Source organism: Candidatus Regiella endosymbiont of Tuberolachnus salignus, from assembly GCF_964020115.1.
GTDB lineage: Bacteria > Pseudomonadota > Gammaproteobacteria > Enterobacterales > Enterobacteriaceae > Regiella > Regiella insecticola.
In genome coordinates, this window is the sequence record NZ_OZ026542.1 from 2,655,524 (window position 1) to 2,672,743 (window position 17,220).

Annotated in this window: 14 protein-coding genes; 3 read left to right on the forward strand and 11 right to left on the reverse strand. The window is 42.3% G+C overall.

The genetic code is table 11. From position 1 onward, the window contains the following. Nucleotides 1-13: 13 nt before the first annotated feature. The 9 genes from rpoD to pabB form a co-directional block, all read right to left on the reverse strand. A complete protein-coding gene (gene rpoD / locus AACL30_RS13405) occupies nt 14-1,912 on the reverse strand; it encodes an RNA polymerase sigma factor RpoD (protein ID WP_339056943.1) in 1,899 nt (632 codons plus the stop codon). Between the two features lie 93 nt (nt 1,913-2,005). Next, a complete protein-coding gene (locus AACL30_RS13410) occupies nt 2,006-2,155 on the reverse strand; it encodes a hypothetical protein (protein WP_339056944.1) in 150 nt (49 codons plus the stop codon). Then, entirely contained in the window at nt 2,124-3,887 is a 1,764-nt protein-coding gene (dnaG, locus tag AACL30_RS13415; protein ID WP_339056945.1) for a DNA primase, read from the reverse strand. Before dnaG ends, AACL30_RS13410 begins: the two co-directional genes overlap by 32 nt. A 252-nt stretch (nt 3,888-4,139) precedes the next feature. Next, on the reverse strand, nt 4,140-4,355 hold the full coding sequence (gene rpsU / locus AACL30_RS13420) for a 30S ribosomal protein S21 (protein ID WP_005295814.1): 216 nt from the start codon (nt 4,353-4,355) through the stop codon (nt 4,140-4,142). A gap of 221 nt (nt 4,356-4,576) precedes the next feature. Then, complete coding sequence (gene folB, locus AACL30_RS13425; protein WP_339056946.1) at nt 4,577-4,945, reverse strand: dihydroneopterin aldolase; 369 nt, start codon at nt 4,943-4,945, stop codon at nt 4,577-4,579. A gap of 49 nt (nt 4,946-4,994) precedes the next feature. Beyond that, nucleotides 4,995-6,002 (reverse strand): tRNA (adenosine(37)-N6)-threonylcarbamoyltransferase complex transferase subunit TsaD, encoded by a 1,008-nt coding sequence (gene tsaD, locus AACL30_RS13430; RefSeq protein ID WP_339056947.1) that lies wholly within the window; start codon nt 6,000-6,002, stop codon nt 4,995-4,997. Nucleotides 6,003-6,144: 142 nt separating this feature from the next. Further along, nucleotides 6,145-7,515, reverse strand: coding sequence for a hypothetical protein (locus AACL30_RS13435; RefSeq protein ID WP_339056948.1), 1,371 nt, complete (start codon nt 7,513-7,515; stop codon nt 6,145-6,147). A 203-nt stretch (nt 7,516-7,718) separates the two neighbouring features. Continuing rightward, complete coding sequence (locus AACL30_RS13440; RefSeq protein ID WP_339056949.1) at nt 7,719-8,648, reverse strand: hypothetical protein; 930 nt, start codon at nt 8,646-8,648, stop codon at nt 7,719-7,721. A 77-nt stretch (nt 8,649-8,725) separates the two neighbouring features. Next, a complete protein-coding gene (pabB, locus tag AACL30_RS13445) occupies nt 8,726-10,081 on the reverse strand; it encodes an aminodeoxychorismate synthase component 1 (RefSeq protein ID WP_339056950.1) in 1,356 nt (451 codons plus the stop codon). Between the two features lie 397 nt (nt 10,082-10,478). Between pabB and AACL30_RS13450 the strand changes: the two genes are divergently transcribed. Then, a complete protein-coding gene (locus tag AACL30_RS13450) occupies nt 10,479-11,504 on the forward strand; it encodes a hypothetical protein (protein WP_339056951.1) in 1,026 nt (341 codons plus the stop codon). Nucleotides 11,505-11,565: 61 nt separating this feature from the next. After that, nucleotides 11,566-12,660: a hypothetical protein gene (locus AACL30_RS13455; protein WP_339056952.1), complete on the forward strand. Its 1,095-nt coding sequence runs from the start codon at nt 11,566-11,568 to the stop codon at nt 12,658-12,660. Here AACL30_RS13455 and AACL30_RS16570 read toward each other — a convergent pair. Together AACL30_RS16570 and AACL30_RS13460 are read right to left on the reverse strand one after the other, a co-directional pair. Beyond that, nucleotides 12,599-12,829: a pentapeptide repeat-containing protein gene (locus tag AACL30_RS16570; RefSeq protein WP_422389554.1), complete on the reverse strand. Its 231-nt coding sequence runs from the start codon at nt 12,827-12,829 to the stop codon at nt 12,599-12,601. The two genes, AACL30_RS13455 and AACL30_RS16570, sit on opposite strands and share 62 nt — an antisense overlap. After that, nucleotides 12,826-13,101: a hypothetical protein gene (locus AACL30_RS13460; protein WP_339056953.1), complete on the reverse strand. Its 276-nt coding sequence runs from the start codon at nt 13,099-13,101 to the stop codon at nt 12,826-12,828. The genes AACL30_RS16570 and AACL30_RS13460 overlap by 4 nt, the downstream gene beginning before the upstream one ends. A 190-nt stretch (nt 13,102-13,291) precedes the next feature. Here AACL30_RS13460 and hrpA point away from each other — a divergent pair, with 190 nt between their 5' ends. Continuing rightward, nucleotides 13,292-17,212 (forward strand): ATP-dependent RNA helicase HrpA, encoded by a 3,921-nt coding sequence (gene hrpA / locus AACL30_RS13465; protein ID WP_339056954.1) that lies wholly within the window; start codon nt 13,292-13,294, stop codon nt 17,210-17,212. Nucleotides 17,213-17,220 lie beyond the last annotated feature (8 nt).

Below are 17,220 nucleotides of genomic sequence, written 5' to 3' on the forward strand. Positions count from 1 at the left end.
TGCGGAAGTCTATTTAATCATCTAAAAAGCTACGCAATACTTCAGAACGACTGGGGTGGCGTAGCTTACGTAATGCTTTGGCTTCAATTTGACGGATACGTTCACGGGTTACATCAAATTGTTTGCCCACTTCTTCGAGAGTATGGTCGGTATTCATATCGATACCAAAACGCATACGTAGCACTTTGGCCTCACGGGGAGTCAGACCAGCGAGTACTTCATGAGTGGCAGAGCGTAGACTTTCAGAAGTGGCAGAGCCGAGAGGCAACTCTAGCGTGGTGTCTTCGATAAAATCACCTAAATGTGAATCTTCGTCATCACCGATCGGGGTTTCCATTGAGATCGGCTCTTTGGCGATTTTCAGCACCTTGCGGATTTTATCTTCCGGCATCGACATTTGTTCTGCCAATTCTTCCGGCGTGGGCTCTCGCCCTTTTTCTTGTAGCATTTGGCGAGCAACGCGATTAAGTTTATTGATCGTTTCAATCATGTGTACTGGAATACGGATGGTTCTCGCTTGATCGGCAATCGAGCGTGTAATTGCCTGCCGGATCCACCAGGTTGCATAGGTTGAAAATTTGTAGCCTCGGCGATATTCAAACTTATCAACCGCTTTCATTAAACCAATATTGCCCTCTTGAATTAAATCAAGAAACTGTAGACCACGGTTAGTATATTTTTTAGCAATTGAGATAACTAAGCGTAAGTTAGCTTCGACCATTTCTTTTTTTGCTCGTCTCGCTTTGGCCTCACCTATCGACATGCGGCGATTAATGTCTTTAACTTGTTCGACAGTTAACCCGGTTTGTTCTTCGATTTCAATTAGTTTTTGCCAGCAGCGTTCTACATCTTCAGCGACTTCATTCAGTTTTTCAGACCAAGGTTTATTCATTGATAAGGCTTTATTAAACCACTCCTTATCGGTTTCATTACGCATGAATAAAGCAATGAAAATTTTCTTCGGCATTTTGCACTGTTCAACACATAATTTCATGGTGATACGTTCTTGCGTACGAATACGATCCATCATCGAACGCATGTTATTGACTAAATAATCGAATTGTTTCGGTACCAGTCTAAACAGTTTAAATATGTTGGAAAGTGCTAAAATTTCATTTTTGGCGTTAAGATGGTTACGACCGTCTTTTTTGATTGCATTCTTAGTATTTTCATACTGTTCACGTAATTCACTAAATTTCTCACGCGCCAGTACGGGATCGATGCTGTTATCATTTTCATCGTCACTGTCTGCAGTGTCGCCATCACTGTCTATCAGCTCTTCCGTGGATAATTCAGAGCCTATGTGAGTGGCGCTAGCGCTTAGTGTAATATCTTCTTCGTTTTCTTTAGCGTTAAGATCGACAAAACCAGTGATAAGATCAGAGAGACGTACCTCTTCAGCTTCAACGCGATCATACTGTTCTAATAAATAGGTAATAGCTTCAGGATACTCAGCCACTGAGCATTGCACCTGATTTATGCCTTCTTCGATACGTTTGGCAATATCAATCTCACCTTCACGGGTTAGTAGTTCAACAGTCCCCATTTCACGCATGTACATACGAACAGGATCGGTTGTTCGCCCAATTTCAGATTCAACACTAGACAATACCTGTGCTGCTGCTTCCACCGCGTCATCATCAGTATCGGTGGTGTTTTCAGCTAGCATCAGATCATCAGCATCAGGTGCTTCTTCTAGTACCTGTATACCCATGTCATTAATCATCTGGATGATATCTTCGATCTGATCGGAGTCGACGATATCTTCCGGCAGATGGTCATTGACCTCAGCATAGGTCAAATAGCCCTGCTCCTTACCACGGGTGACAAGCAGCTTCAGTTGTGACTGCGGGTTTTGCTCCATAAGACGGTATCCACACTTGCGAGTATTTGGGTTGGTGTTGGTCGACAAACCGGCCAACAATAATATTTAGGGCTTTTTAGGTCGCCGCTGCCCGTTATAGCGGCATCTTGCAGAGGGGGGATCCTTCTGCTTTTACGGCAATTAAGCCGTTGTATACCCTTCACCTTTGAAGCTGCCGCGTTGTTGGCTGCGGGTGTTCGCCGAATCACGTAGTAATCTACGCTCATCGGGTCTCACGCCCTGGCAGCCGAAGGTAACTTCAAGGGCTGTGGGTATATTTTTTCTTGCCACGTGCTTCATTAATCAGACAAACTTCTTGACGTTCTTCCGCACTTAAACCCTGTGCCGTGCGCGCGCGGGCAATTAAGATCTCTAATCGTTCTTCCAGTGCTGAATCAAAAAGGTGATGCAATGCATCTAAAAAGGTAGTCTCAACGATCTCCTTTATTTCTATATCGTTCCAAATTGCTAATTTTTCAAGCTGTTTGCTGTATTTATTATCACGATATTGCTCCAACAATTGGCCAGTATTCAAATCTGGTTGAGCAAGGCAAGTTTCCACTAACTCGATGAATAAGGGCAATCCTGCTAATTTTGCCTGCTTTATTCCCTGTAACGAAGGGACACTGGCTGCCAAATGTGGATGTTGCACGAGTAATGCTATCAAGATACGCATAGTCGTTGGTTTTATCTGTGGACGTCGGTAAGTGTTGCTAGCAGTAGTTTGCTTAGGTATTAGCTTATCCAACAGACTATCATCCAGAATACCCAGCTTATTACCTAATTCTTGTCGCAGGTAAAGTCGTAGCGTCTCTCCTGGAACTTGATTAATTAACGGCAATGCTAAGGTGCTCAGTTTAGCACGTCCGTCAAGACTACTGAGATCAACTTGCAACATGAGTGTTTCAAATAAAAATTTTGACAGCGGCTGAGCTTGGTCGATAAGTTGTTCAAAGGCTGTTTTTCCTTCTCTGCGTATTAATGTATCGGGATCTTCTCCCTCCGGCAAAAACATAAAACGGAGCTGACGCCCATCATTGAGATAGGGGAGCGCTGTTATTAAGGTGCGCCAGGCTGCACTTCGCCCTGCTTTATCTCCGTCATAACAGCAAACAACATGGTCAGTGGCACGAAATAATAATTGGACATGCTCAACCGTGGTGGCAGTGCCAAGTGACGCAACCGCATAATCAATGCCAAATTGCGCCAGCGCCACGACATCCATATAACCTTCTACTAATAATAGTCGGCTTGGATTAGGTTGTTTAACCTGTACCTCATACCATCCATAGAGTTGGCGACTTTTCCGAAAGATTTCTGTTTCTGGTGAATTTAAGTATTTTGGTACGCTATTATCAACGGTACGCCCTCCAAACGCGATAATCCGTCCTCGTTTATCACGGATAGGAAACATGATCCGTTCGCGAAATCTGTCGTAATGTCTTGTATTATTAGTCACCAACATTCCGGCATTGTTCAAAGTGGTACGAGTTTCATTGCTGTTGCCAAAACGTTTTAATAAATTATCCCAACCTGGCGGGGCAAAACCGATAGCAAAGTGATGAATAATCGCTTTATTCAACCCTCGTTGTTCAAGATAACGATAAGCCTGATGTGCTGGTGGACTGTTGAGTGACTGTTGATAAAATTCACCTATTTGATTCATCAAAGCATAAATATTTTGTCGTTGATGTTTTTCGACTTGACTAGCCCCGATTCCTTGTTCGTACGGCACTGTCATTCCATTAATGGTCGCGAGTTCTTCAATACTTTCAACAAATTCCAGCCGATCATAATTAATAAGAAAATCTACCGCGTTACCATGAGCCCCACAGCCGAAGCAGTGATAAAACTGTTTTTCACCATTGACGGTAAAGGAGGGGGTTTTTTCATGATGGAAGGGGCAGCATGCGTGATAATTTTTCCCTTTTTTTTTCAGTTTTATTCGCGTATCGATCAGATCAATGATATCGGTACGAGCTAATAAATCATTGATAAATCCGCGTGGAATTCGTCCAACCATAAGTCATTGTTCGCAAGTCTATAAACAAGAATAAGCCGTACATCCCTTTCGGAAAGCACGGCCCTATTTTAGCTAACAAAATAGTACGCAAGATAAACCAGGCGGTCGGGGCAGTGCTTGCCCCTATACCCTTCGCCTTTGAAGCCACCGCGTTGTTGGCTGCGAGCCCTCATCAGGTAGTATGTCTACGCTCATCGGGTCTCACGCCCTGGTCGCCGAAGGCAACCTCAAAGACAAAGGGTATTATAAAAATCAATACAGACGGGTGCGGCGAGCGTTTTCACGCGCCAATTTTTTTGCATGACGCTTGACAGCAGAAGCTTTAGCACGTTTGCGTTCAGTTGTCGGTTTTTCATAAAATTCACGACGACGAACCTCTGCTAAAATCCCCGCTTTTTCGCAAGAACGCTTGAAACGACGCAGGGCTACATCAAATGGTTCATTTTCACGCACTTTAATTACTGGCATTTGCCTCGATCCTCAATAAAAATCGACTTGCTGTTGGCCTAGCGACCAACAATTCTAAAAATAGTGCCGAATTTTACTTTATTGTGGAGGGCGTTGTAAAGCATCGTTGCAGTATACCCTTCGTCTTTGAAGTCGCCGCGTTGTTGGCTGCGGGTGCTCGCCCGAATCAGGTAGTCTGTCTACGCTCATTGGGTCTCACGCCCTGGCAGCCGAAGGCAACTTTAAGGGCTGTGGGTATAGCGCTTCCCGCGTTCAATAATAACGCTGACATTGAGCGCTTCGGCTATCGCGCCGGGCTTACTGACTTTGACCCGCACCCAAGGTGCAGAAAAATCGTTTAGTAAAAGTGTTGCCACATTTTCTGCAACCCGTTCGATCAGGGCGCAAGGATTTTTTTTTATATGCTCGATAATCGCTTTACTGATATCGGCATAATTTAAACAATCTTTCACCTCATCACTCTTCGCTGCTTTACCCTTTTCACAGCCTATTTCGACATCAAGGAGTAATTTTTGCTGAGTTTTTTGCTCCCAGTCATAAACACCAATAGTGGTGATCACACTGAGCTGTTCGATAAATATAATATCCATTCGTGATAATTTTCCTGCTTCTTTTTTTGTTAAGGAAGGGGAGCTTTGATCAGGTTGACTCTGATAATGGCCATCGTGGTCGAACGGTAACACATAGATCGGTGTTTTTATTGGTTTTTAGTCGTATTAGTCCGGTATAGGCGATCATCGCGCCATTATCTGTGCAAAACTCCGGTCTGGCGTAAAAAATTTCGCCGCTTTGTTTCTGCATCATTTCCGTTAATTTTAATCTCAGTGGTTGATTAGCACTGACTCCCCCCGCAATAACCAAGCGACTAAAACCCGTTTGAATGAGCGCCCGTTTGCATTTTATCGCGAGGGTATCAACGACGGCGTCTTCAAATGCATAGGCAATATCAGCACGGGTTTGATTATCATCATCATTATCTTTAATGGTATTTGCGGCAAAGGTTTTTAATCCAGAAAAACTAAAATCAAGACCGGGACGATCAGTCATTGGCCGTGGAAATATAAAACGATTCGCTTTTCCTTTTTGAGCCAGCTGCGATAACATCAAGCCGCCAGGATAATCTAACCCCAATAATTTAGCTGTTTTATCGAAAGCTTCTCCAGCTGCATCATCCACTGATTCACCCAATAGCTGGTATTTTCCAATCGCCGTTACCTTGACGAGCTGGGTGTGTCCACCTGAAACGAGCAGGGCAACAAAAGGAAATGGTGGCGGCGTTTTTTCCAACATCGGCGCTAATAAATGCGCTTCCATATGGTGTACGGGGATCGCCGGTACCTGCCAAGCAAAAGCCAGCGCCTGGCCAATAGTGGCACCGACTAATAATGCGCCTACTAATCCAGGACCTGCCGTATAGGCGACGGCGTCAATATCCTTAGCAGTTAAATGGGCTTCTTTTAGCGCCGCTTGAATCAGTGGCACTGTTTTTCTCACGTGGTCACGTGAAGCTAACTCAGGCACTACGCCGCCGTAATCCGCATGTAACTTGACCTGACTATATAATTGGTTTGCTAACAAACCCACTTTATCATCGTAGATGGCGATGCCGGTTTCGTCACAGGAGGTTTCTATACCTAATACACGCATTATTTTTTCCTTAGAGCCTATTCGAAATCTTTTGTGCTCGCATTTATCAGCGGTTAGCCGATAATTTATCACAAGCTGATTTGATAGGTACACACAGGATCAAACAGTAGTGCAGTGTATCCGCGTGACATTCATCCCTGGCTTACCTACCTAAGCCGGCGATCCTCAATGCGCTTTTAAAGTAGCCACCTAACGTGCCTGCCTTTTCCCATTTTTCTTTTAAACGTGATGATGTGTTCTTTAATGTATCTATCGCCATAAAGGTCGCATCGTTTAATCCATCGCTGACCAAATAGTCAACATGGGCTGTGAGTTTGCCGGCTGTATTTTTATCCACTGCGGTATAGATCGCGGAGGAACAGCTACTTACCGCTGAGAAGAAAGCCATGCTACAGAAACCGGTAGCACCTAAGGTAAAAAAGAGGGTGGTGTTACTTAACGCAAAATTAATAGCTTGACTGATGTCTGTTTTTTGAAAACGTTGTAAACCGACTTTTTCCAAAAAATAATTGGTCATTTGTGGACAAACAGTGACGACGGCAGCGGCAATTGCATTTGAAGGCGTGAAATCGGCAGCACAGAATCGAAGTGCCCCGATTTTTTCTCCAACTACAGCACCGTGGGCGGCATATCTTCCCACTTTGCTACTTCCTTCGGGCTGTCCAAGAAATAATGCTCCGGCTGTCGCACCGAATCCAGCAGCAATTTTCGCAATGATAGCATTCAGATAATCCAGAGAATTTATTGTGCCTACGGCAACACCGGCGGCACTAGCAACATGCATGGCCTCGACGGTTCTATTGGTTAATGCACCTGCAATGCCCCAACAAAAGCCATACTGGGCTATTATTTTAACGTCTTCTGTGTTTCCGCCACTAAAAGCGCATGACCCTCCTGCCAGTTTTGTGGCTATTACTCCTTGTACTGCTGTTGATCGTCCCTGTGCATAACTTGTCGCTAGGTTTGTTACTCTGTCTAGTATTTCATCTTGCTTTTGAGAAGTTTCACTAGTAGAGAGATGGAAGGCAGTGAATAAGAGAAAACCTAAGGCAACACATCCTGTACCAACGGCTGCCACAGTAATAGGAGGGAAGGCTAGGATTAGCAGGCTCGCTGAGGCGACAGAGCCGATGAGAGAGCCTATTTTTACCCCATAAAAGCCAAATTTAACTGCTTTGAACAATCTTTGCCCAATATTAAGCTTTGGTTGACGAAAATCGCCTGTATGGTGATTTGCATCTACGGTTGCATGCGTCGCGACCAAAGGGCTGGCAACGGTTGGCGATGTGTCATCTTCAATAATATTATGAGGCGCGTGATAACCGATACTATAATTGATAGCTCTATTAGTACTAGGTCTCTCTGTAACATCATCATCAGAGTGTCGAGTGTATTCGCTAGTAAGGTTAGTAACGGAAGTTATACTGTTCCCGATAGGATGTTGATTTGGTGCTCTTTGAATTCCTCCTGGTGAGAGAATTGGAGTCGAGACTACCCTGGTTAAAGTTGTCATGATGTACTCCTCGTGTATTTAATGCCTACACTTATTTGTTCTTATAATAAAGTTATAGAGATTAAATAATGAATAGCCGAGAGTAACGAATACAGGGGAGATCTGATTTTTTATATTTATTCAATAAATATGTAAGAGCCTATTCGAAATCTTCTTTGAGCTGCGCTGATTCGAATAGGCTCTAAGGGGGCTACTTACATAGGCTAGCCTCGGTGCCAGTGCTGAGGAAAAGAGGACCGTTGTTTTAGTTTTGAATCAGTTTCATCGTAAGGAATAAAATTGGGAAGAAGTTCCGGCGGCATATGATTCTTACTGAAGTGAACTGTTATTCCTTGTTTTTTTGCATATTCGATAAGTTCTTCACACTGATGAAGCTCAATAGGATTGTTGCTTAAATCGATTTCGGTACCTTCTGGAAGAGCATCGATCATTTTTTGACTGTTTTCTAGACTGATGTTATTTTCCGATAGGTCGAAGGATTTCACATTGGGCAGATAACCAGTAAGTTTACCACATGGCAGATAAGATATCCCGAAACCGCTTAATTTTAAAAAACTAAGGTCAGTTGCTTTCACATTTGCTATATGGAATTCGGTCTTTCTTATAAATTCTAAAGGTCTATCTTTAGGATGTGCCTCTGCCATAATTATTTCTTCTCTGATTTCAGAGAAAAACTGAAATTCTCCTATATCATTAGATAAAAGAACAGTCAGTTGGTGCCCATGCTCGAAAAGCTGATGGGCATTTTTACTATTTGAATTATCCAATTCAAAATAATGTTCTGAAAATGTATTGTCTGGAGAGCTAAAACTGCTTTTACTTGTTGCCAGTAGCTTGCAATATGCAGGAGGGATTGAATTATGCTGCAGATTAATTTTTAGACCAGCATGTGCATATTTTTTCAATGCCTCAATAGGAAACTGTGTTATACCTTGATTGCTTAAATCCAATACACTCTTTTGACTGCTTAAACAATCCAATATTTTTTCTATGATCTCCTGCTTAACTCCGTTTTTTGTTTGCACCCCTGTTGCTGGATTAGATAATAATTCTGATACTTCTTTAACCAAAGGATCCAAGGGTTTAGTATCTTGTAGAGGTATCGCATATGCATGGTGAATACTTGACAACATTTTTCTTTTTTCTTTTTAAAAATTTAATACGTATATATATAATATACAAATTAAATATTTATTGGAATAATTAATTTTCATTCAAGCTGCGGCAAGATGCGCGCTACTTTGTCGAGGGTTTCTTGGTATTCTGCTTGTTCTTGACTATCCAGGGTGATCGCGCCGCCGACAGAACAATAAATTTTGCCGCGTTCGGTTAACAGCGTGCGAATGGCGATATTGGTGTCCATGGTGCCGCAGCAACTAATATAACCAATGTTGCCACAATAGAGATTACGGCGATGTGGCTCGAGTTGTTCAATAATTTCCATCGCGCGGATCTTGGGCGCTCCGGTAATAGAGCCGCCAGGGAAACAGGCACGCAGTAAATCGGTGGCACTGTATTCTGGCCGTAAGGTCGCGGTGATAGTGCTGACTAAATGGTGAACCGCCGGAAAGGGTTCGACAACAAATAATTCCGGCACGCGGACGCTGCCCGGTTGCGCCACACGCCCGATATCATTACGTAACAAATCAACAATCATGAGATTTTCTGCCTGATCTTTGGGCGAAGCGGCTAGGCGTAGAGCTTGCTGTTTATCTTCTTCTTTATTGGCTAAGCGGGGCAGGGTGCCTTTTATTGGCCGGGTTTGGATCTGTTTTCCTTCTAGCCATAAAAAGCGTTCTGGTGACAGGCTGATCACGCTGTTATGTGGCAGACGGATAAAGGCTGAAAAAGGTGCTTTATTACTTTGGCTTAGGCGTAAAAAAGCTAACCATTCATCTCCTTGATAATCGGCACTAAAACGTTGCGCCAGATTGATTTGATAACAGTCACCACTCTGTAGGTATTCCTGTATTTGTTGAAATTTTTCGCCGTATTGCTGACGTGATAGGTTTGCGATCCATGGCGATGTTAAACGTAAAGGGTTGTGGCAGGTTGATTTTTGTTGCTGTAGCCAGGTGAAGCGTTGTTCAGCATCGCCATGGCATACGAGTGTCACACGTTGCTGGTGATGATCACAAATCAACGCCCAGTCATATAGGCCGATAGCCATATCCGGTAGATCGATGTCCCGCTGTGCCAGTACCGGCAAGCGCTCAATCCGACGCCCCAGATCATAGCCGAATAACCCCAAGGCACCCCCGAGAAACGGCAGGTTGGCTTGCGGCTCAGTGTTTAAATTTAATTGATTGAGTTGCTGTTGTAATAACAAAAAGGGATCGGCAGTACTGCATTGAATCGCGGCCTTTTCCTGGGTGTTGTCGATAATTTCGCTATGCTGTCCATGGGTGGTTATCGTCACGCGTGGATCGGCGACTAAAATATCAAAACGGCTATGAGGATGTTCAGCAAAACCAGAGTGCAATAACATTGCCCAAGGGCGATCCGCTAGCGCCGCGAAATAGTGCAGTAAGACGTCAGGTTGATAGTTTAATGGTTTAAAGTGCATTACATTTATATAGTAGATTGTTATTAAAAATAATTTATTTAATAGAACATACTTGTTGATTCTATACAAGGAAAAATACTATCCCCTTTGCCTTTAAAGCCGCGGTATTGTTGGCTGTGGCAACTTCAAAGACGAAGGGTATATGACTGGGTTTATGCGATTTTGGTGAGAGTAATAGATTTCGACCACATCTTTTGAAAAAACGCACAAGGTGGCTAGGCATCAAATAATTTCAATTGACATATATTAAATTTATGTAAAAATAAGTTTAAAAGGAAGTTAATTATTTTCTATGTAACAAATAAAAGAGATGAAAATTTATAAGATTGTAAATGCACAATAAGACAGTCTAAATAAATTTTTTGTTAATGATTTTTTGTTATCGAGGGGAATATTTATGACTACTTATACCGTCAATGCTATTTATCCTAGCCAACCTACCGCTGTTTTTTACGATTCTGTTGCATCTAGTGATTATCCTGAACACAATGATGTTTTATTTAAAAATCATTCCTTATTTAAAAATAATGCCTTCAACAAGCTAAGTGCTGAACGCCTTGGTAAATTAATGGAAGCTGACCGAGAAAAAGCTATCTGTATGGGCTTGTGGGATAAATTTAAGGACTTATTTCGTTCAAAAAAAAAGCAAGAGGTATTGAAGCAACTCTATAGTTTAATTCATTTGGACAATGACCAAGCCTCAAGCTCAACCAGTGAGATGGATACAGCAACGTCGTCAAAAATAAAAGTCGCGGTTAAGGCTTTTATGGCGCTTAAACAGCTAGCGCATGAAGCCGACTACGTTCAGAATCTGTTCAAAATAGAAAAAAGTAGTGATGATTCAGAAGATATAAATTTCGTGATTGGTACCAAGGTAATATACCAACACAGGGCTACAACTCTATTATCAACAGGCTTGATGGGCAAAAATCCCGACATAGTAAAATTGACAGCTTATCTTGATGAGTTTGTAACAAAAACAAATGCTTTATGGCATAAGGCCTGTGATGGTGATGGAAAAAAACTGTGCGATCAGCAGGCACGGCGTGATTTTAATCGTGATGTATTGAATGAGCAGTTGTGTAAAGAATTAAGAGATTGCTCTTTTCAAGAAAAAGATAGGATGCTCGAAAATTTGAGAGGTCGGTTTGGACGACGTTTTAGAGGTGTGCTTGATCTTACTGGAATTAGAGTCAGCCAAAATGTAGAAGATAATTTTGTTAAGGTCTCTGCTGCCAATAAATACAAAATTGTTGTAGAAGATATTATGGATATATTGTACGAGAAATCAAAATTAAATGAGGTTTATATTAACAATGTGACTGAGCTAACAGATGATGAGCTTAGAGCGTTAAAACATTCAGCGGGTATCACTCGCACCATGCTCAGAGACAATACCCTATTTAGATATATGCAGAGATAATTTCTTTTAGCGTTATTACCGTGGTGGAAATTTAATTTTTATTTTTCGTATGAGGTATATTATGAATATGACTCTTTCGCTAGGGGCTGGTTATTTTCCTGTAACCACTATCAGCAATGATCGTGTAAAGAAAATATTAAATGATAGACGTCGTCCTCATATGACGTTATGGGAAAAAATAAAAGAATTCTTTTTTTCCAACGGACAAGAAGAGGCGCTACAGTGCTTGCATCAATTGTGCCATCCTTCAAACAATACCACACTGGATGAAGTGGAAAATATTTTATTCAGATTAAAAGAATTAGCGGCGCCGAAATACAAGGAAATGTTTCATTATAACGCCGATTCAAACGATAACTTTTTCCAAATAAAAGACAATAATGGTAACCGCGTATTTTCTATTAGTAAAAATGATAAAACTTTTTCCTATACCATTTTAGATAAGAAATTTTCCTTTAACGATCCGACGATGAAATTCAACAGCCCTGATAATGGTGACTTCCGTAGTCATCCTGTTTGGTCGGACGGTCTGTCTATTGTTTTCACTAAATCTCCAATAAATATTAACGATATGAAGTTATCTGTTGCATATAAGGGAAATAGTTTGCCATTGGATGTTAGTAAAATTTATAAAGATATTATGAAAATAATCAACGAGGCGAATACGGTCGAATTTTATAATCAATGGCTAAAACAAGAGCGAAATACTTATATATGCGCAATCATTAATCGGCAGATAGATAACGCCGTTAACCAGCAGTTAAATAAATCAATTGATCTACAGAGAGAGGCAACGTTATATAAATTTAGCCCAAAAGAGCGACTTTATTTATTTGAAAAAACGATGAATTATTTAAATATCAATAAGAGTGATATAACTATTGATACTGCTTGTGCTCAGAGTTCAATAAACCACGTGGTGTTAACCTATCTGTCAAAAAACACTATGGTCAGCGGTTTCTTAAATAGAGAAAACGACCGGAATAAAAAAAATAAAATAAACACAAGGATCGCTTGTGCCCTATCCGATCTGATATATGAAAGCATTTACAATAAAAATATCAGTTCAGTTAGAAAAACAGCTTATCATGTGGCTAGTTCGTATATATTAATGAAAGCAAGAAGCAGTCTAGTGGCTGCAAATAATTCAATTTAACTACTTGATCGATACTGGGTAAGCGTGAAGCAGTAAAATCTACCTTGGATAAGCTCGTCTGATTAAAATTAACCCCTTCCAAATTCAAACCGTTGAGATCTGTCCGTTCAAAATGCACGCCTTTAAGGTTAGCAAAGTGCAATGCAAATTCTTTCTCTTCCTGATTCAATTGACTAAAACACGTTCTGATCTGATGTAGCTAATCATTTTTTCTTTAAGTTTAGCTTCATCGCATAACAGCAATTGTCCTGCCAAATCACATAAAGGACTGTCCAGCGAGACCAGCATTTGATCAATAGGGTTCAGAAATGTTATCCATTGTTCAGGTACATCATTATATTTGAATTTTTCCGCGAGTTCTTGTCTGAGAAATAGCTCGAATTCAGTAGATAAATAATGAGATATAAATGACGGAAGGTAAGATTTTATGGCTTCTAGCATAGAATAATCCTTATTAGATTAATAAAATATGATAACTTAATTATATATATTATTATAAATTAAACAATTAAACAATTGTCACTAACCTGTGATGAAAAAATGCTTCCGTCTGGAATCGATGCTTTCGAAACATCAAGGGGGCCGTGTTAACATACGAAGATAATATAAGGCTCCTAAGGACGTAAAAAACGTGGAATTTTCTTTCGCAGTATTATTCGCTCAACTTGATGAGCTAATGCTGTGTGACCAACATCGCTTACGGTGTCGATTGCAAGCCGCCAATAAAATAAAAGATTTCGATATTCAACAACAGGTCGTCAGCGAAATAGCCAGTGATATCGTTCATGCCAAACAACGTGTTAGCCAGCGGCAGGCGAGTGGCTTCGCCATAGTTTATCCAGAAGATTTGCCGATTAGTCAAAGAAGGCAAGAAATTTGCCGTGCGTTAGATGAAAATCAAGTGTTGGTGATTGCCGGGGAAACGGGATCAGGTAAAACCACACAATTGCCTAAAATCTGCTTGGAATTGGGGCGCGGTATAAAAGGGCTGATCGGTCATACTCAGCCCCGGCGTTTAGCGGCGCGGACGGTCGCTCAGCGTATCGCCGAAGAATTAAAAACCTGCGTCGGGGGGTATGTTGGCTATAAAGTGCGTTTTAATGATCAGGTTGGGGAAAATACGCGGGTTAAGCTGATGACGGACGGTATTTTACTCGCCGAAATTCAGCAAGATCGATGGTTGCGACAATATGACACCTTGATTATCGATGAAGCGCATGAACGCAGCCTGAATATTGATTTTATTTTAGGTTATTTACGCCAATTGTTACCCAAACGTCCCGATTTAAAACTGATCATTACGTCTGCCACTATCGATCCTCAACGCTTTTCGCGCCATTTTTACGCCGCGCCGATCATCGAAGTGTCTGGCCGCACTTATCCCGTTGATGTCCGCTATCGTCCAATAGTTGATCAGGGCGATGAGCGTGATCGAGATCAGTTGCAGGCGATTGTCGATGCAGTGCATGAATTGGAACGGGAAAAGCCCGGTGATATTTTAATTTTTATGAGCGCTGAGCGTGAGATCCATGAAACCGCGGAAGCCTTGAAAAAACAAAATCTACGGCACACTGAGGTGTTGCCGTTGTATGCGCGTTTATCCCATCACGAACAAAATCGCGTTTTTCATCCGAGCCGTGGCGCGATGTTGAGACGCATTGTATTGGCGACTAACGTTGCTGAAACTTCTCTGACGGTGCCAGGGATAAAATATGTGATTGATCCGGGCTATGCACGTATTAGTCGTTACAGTTTTCGCACCAAAGTTCAACGTCTGCCGATAGAAGCGATATCACAAGCCTCGGCTAATCAACGTAAAGGCCGTTGTGGGCGTGTTTCTGAAGGGATCTGTATTCGGTTGTATTCAGAGCAGGATTTTTTATCACGCCCGCCGTTTACCGATCCAGAAATTTTGCGTACTAATTTGGCGTCAGTGATCTTACAGATGACGGCGATTGGTTTGGGGGATATCAAGGCGTTTCCTTTTATCGATCCTCCCGATAAACGTAACATTCAAGATGGCGTCCGTTTACTGGTCGAACTTGGGGCGATCCGCACTGCTGATAATGGTCATCAGCAATTGACAAAGCAAGGGCGTCAATTAGCCCAGTTGCCGATCGACCCACGTTTAGCGCGGATGGTGTTAGCGGCGCAAAAAAATGCCTGTGTGCGTGAGGTGATGATCATCGCCTCAGCGCTATCTATTCAAGATCCGCGTGAACGGCCATTAGATAAACAGCAAGCGGCGGATGAAAAGCATCGTCGTTTTGCCGATAAAAATTCTGATTTTTTAAGTTTTGTCCATTTGTGGGATCACCTGCTTGAACAGCAAAAAACATTGTCTTCCGGGCAATTTCGTCAATTATGCCGCCGTGATTTTTTAAGTTATCTGCGCTTACGTGAGTGGCAAGATATTCATCGTCAACTGAGCCAAACGGTAAAACTATTGAGGCTACCTGTTAATACGGTCGCAGCGGATCATCGTACTGTGCACAGTGCTTTGTTAACCGGGCTGTTATCGCATATTGGTCAAAAAGATAGTGAAAAAATGGAATTTACCGGGGCACATAGTGCCCGTTTTGCTGTTTTCCCCGCGTCGCAACTTTTTAAAAAACCACCGAAATGGATCATGGTGGCTCAGCTTTTAGAAACCAGTCGCCTCTGGGGGCGGATCGCAGCGCGCATCGAACCCGAATGGATTGAGCCTTTGGCGCCTCATTTGGTGAAATACCATTATAGTGATCCGCATTGGGAGAAAAGCCAAGGGGCGGTGATGGCCAATGAGAAGGTAACCTTATTCGGTTTGCCTATTGTGGCGTCACGCAAAATAAATTATGGCGCTATTGATCCGCCATTATGTCGAGAATTATTTATCCGTCATGGCTTGGTGGAAGGGCAGTGGCAAACCAGCCATGCTTTTTTCCACGCTAATTTGCAATTGTTAGCGGAAGTGGAAGCCATGGAGCATAAATCTCGTCGCCGCGATATTTTGGTTGACGATGAAACCTTGTTTACTTTCTATGAACAGCGGATCGGCGCTGATGTTGTTTCAGCCCGTCATTTTGATAGCTGGTGGAAGAAAGCGCGCCAAATTGAACCTGAATTGCTTAATTTTGAAAAAACCATGCTGGTAAAAGAAGGGGCTAATCATATTGATTTCACGGATCACCCTGATTTTTGGCAACAAGGGACATTGACGTTACCGCTTTCTTATCAATTTGAACCCGGGAGTGATGCCGATGGTGTCACTGTTCATTTGCCGCTGGCTATTCTCAATCAGATAGCAAATCAAGGTTTTGATTGGCAGGTACCGGGTCTGCGCCGCGAGCTGATTATCGCGTTAATAAAATCCTTACCGAAATCGCTCCGACGCCATTTTATTCCTGCGCCTAATTATGCCGATGCTTTTTTGGCGAAGATCTTACCGCCACAAAATGGATTACCACAAAGTTTATTAGAAGTGCTTGAGCGCGAATTACGGCAGATGACAGGAGTGACGTTGTCACGTGATGATTGGCAATGGGAGCAGGTGCCCGCGCATTTTAAAATCACTTTTCGGGTACTCGATGATAAAAACCACATTGTGCGTGAAGGAAAAAATTTAGCCGAGATAAAAAAACACTTACAGCAACAGGTGCAAAAAACCCTGTCGGCAGGGGGAGACAAAAACCTAGAAAAAAAGAATTTAGTTTGTTGGAATTTTGGCACGCTTCCGGCTTGTTATGCGAAACGACAAGGCGGATATGAAATAAAGGCCTACCCTGCTTTGGTCGATGAAAAAAAGAGTGTCGCGATCCGCTTATTTGAAACTGAATCGCAACAACAACAAGCGATGTGGCGAGGGACGCGCCGTTTACTGTTGCTAAATATCTCGGCACCGATTAAATATCTGCATGAAAAATTGCCTAATAAAACCAAATTGGGGCTTTATTTTAACCCTTACGGCAAAGTGGTTGAGTTGATCGATGATTGTATTGCCTGTGGGGTAGATTACCTTATTGCGCAACATGGCGGGCTAGCGTGGCAGCAGTCTGATTTTATTCAGTTGCAGGAAAGAATTCGAGCAGAGCTTAATGACACAGTGGTAAAGATTGCCACTCAAGTTGAGCAGATCTTGAATCAGGTATTTTTAATTAACAAACCGTTGAAAGGACAGCTTGATATCAAATTGGCGTTGAATTTTGCTGATATTAAAGCGCAGCTAGCGGGTTTAATTTATCCGGGGTTTGTCAGCGATCATGGTTGGCAACGTTTAACCGATATTTTGCGTTATTTACGCGCTATCGAACAGCGTTTAGAAAAATTGCGTGTCGATCCCCAACGTGATCAGGCGAACTTGCGGCGCGTGCAGCAAATCATGACCGCCTGGCAACAATGGATGGAGAAATTACCTCTGCAACATCAACAGGATAATGAAGTAAAAGCAGTGCGCTGGATGATTGAGGAGCTACGTGTCAGTCTATTTGCGCAGCAATTAGGAACCGCTTATCGGATCTCAGAGCAACGTATTGTGCAGACTATGGATCAACTGATGACTCAATTGATTAATTAATTTTCCCT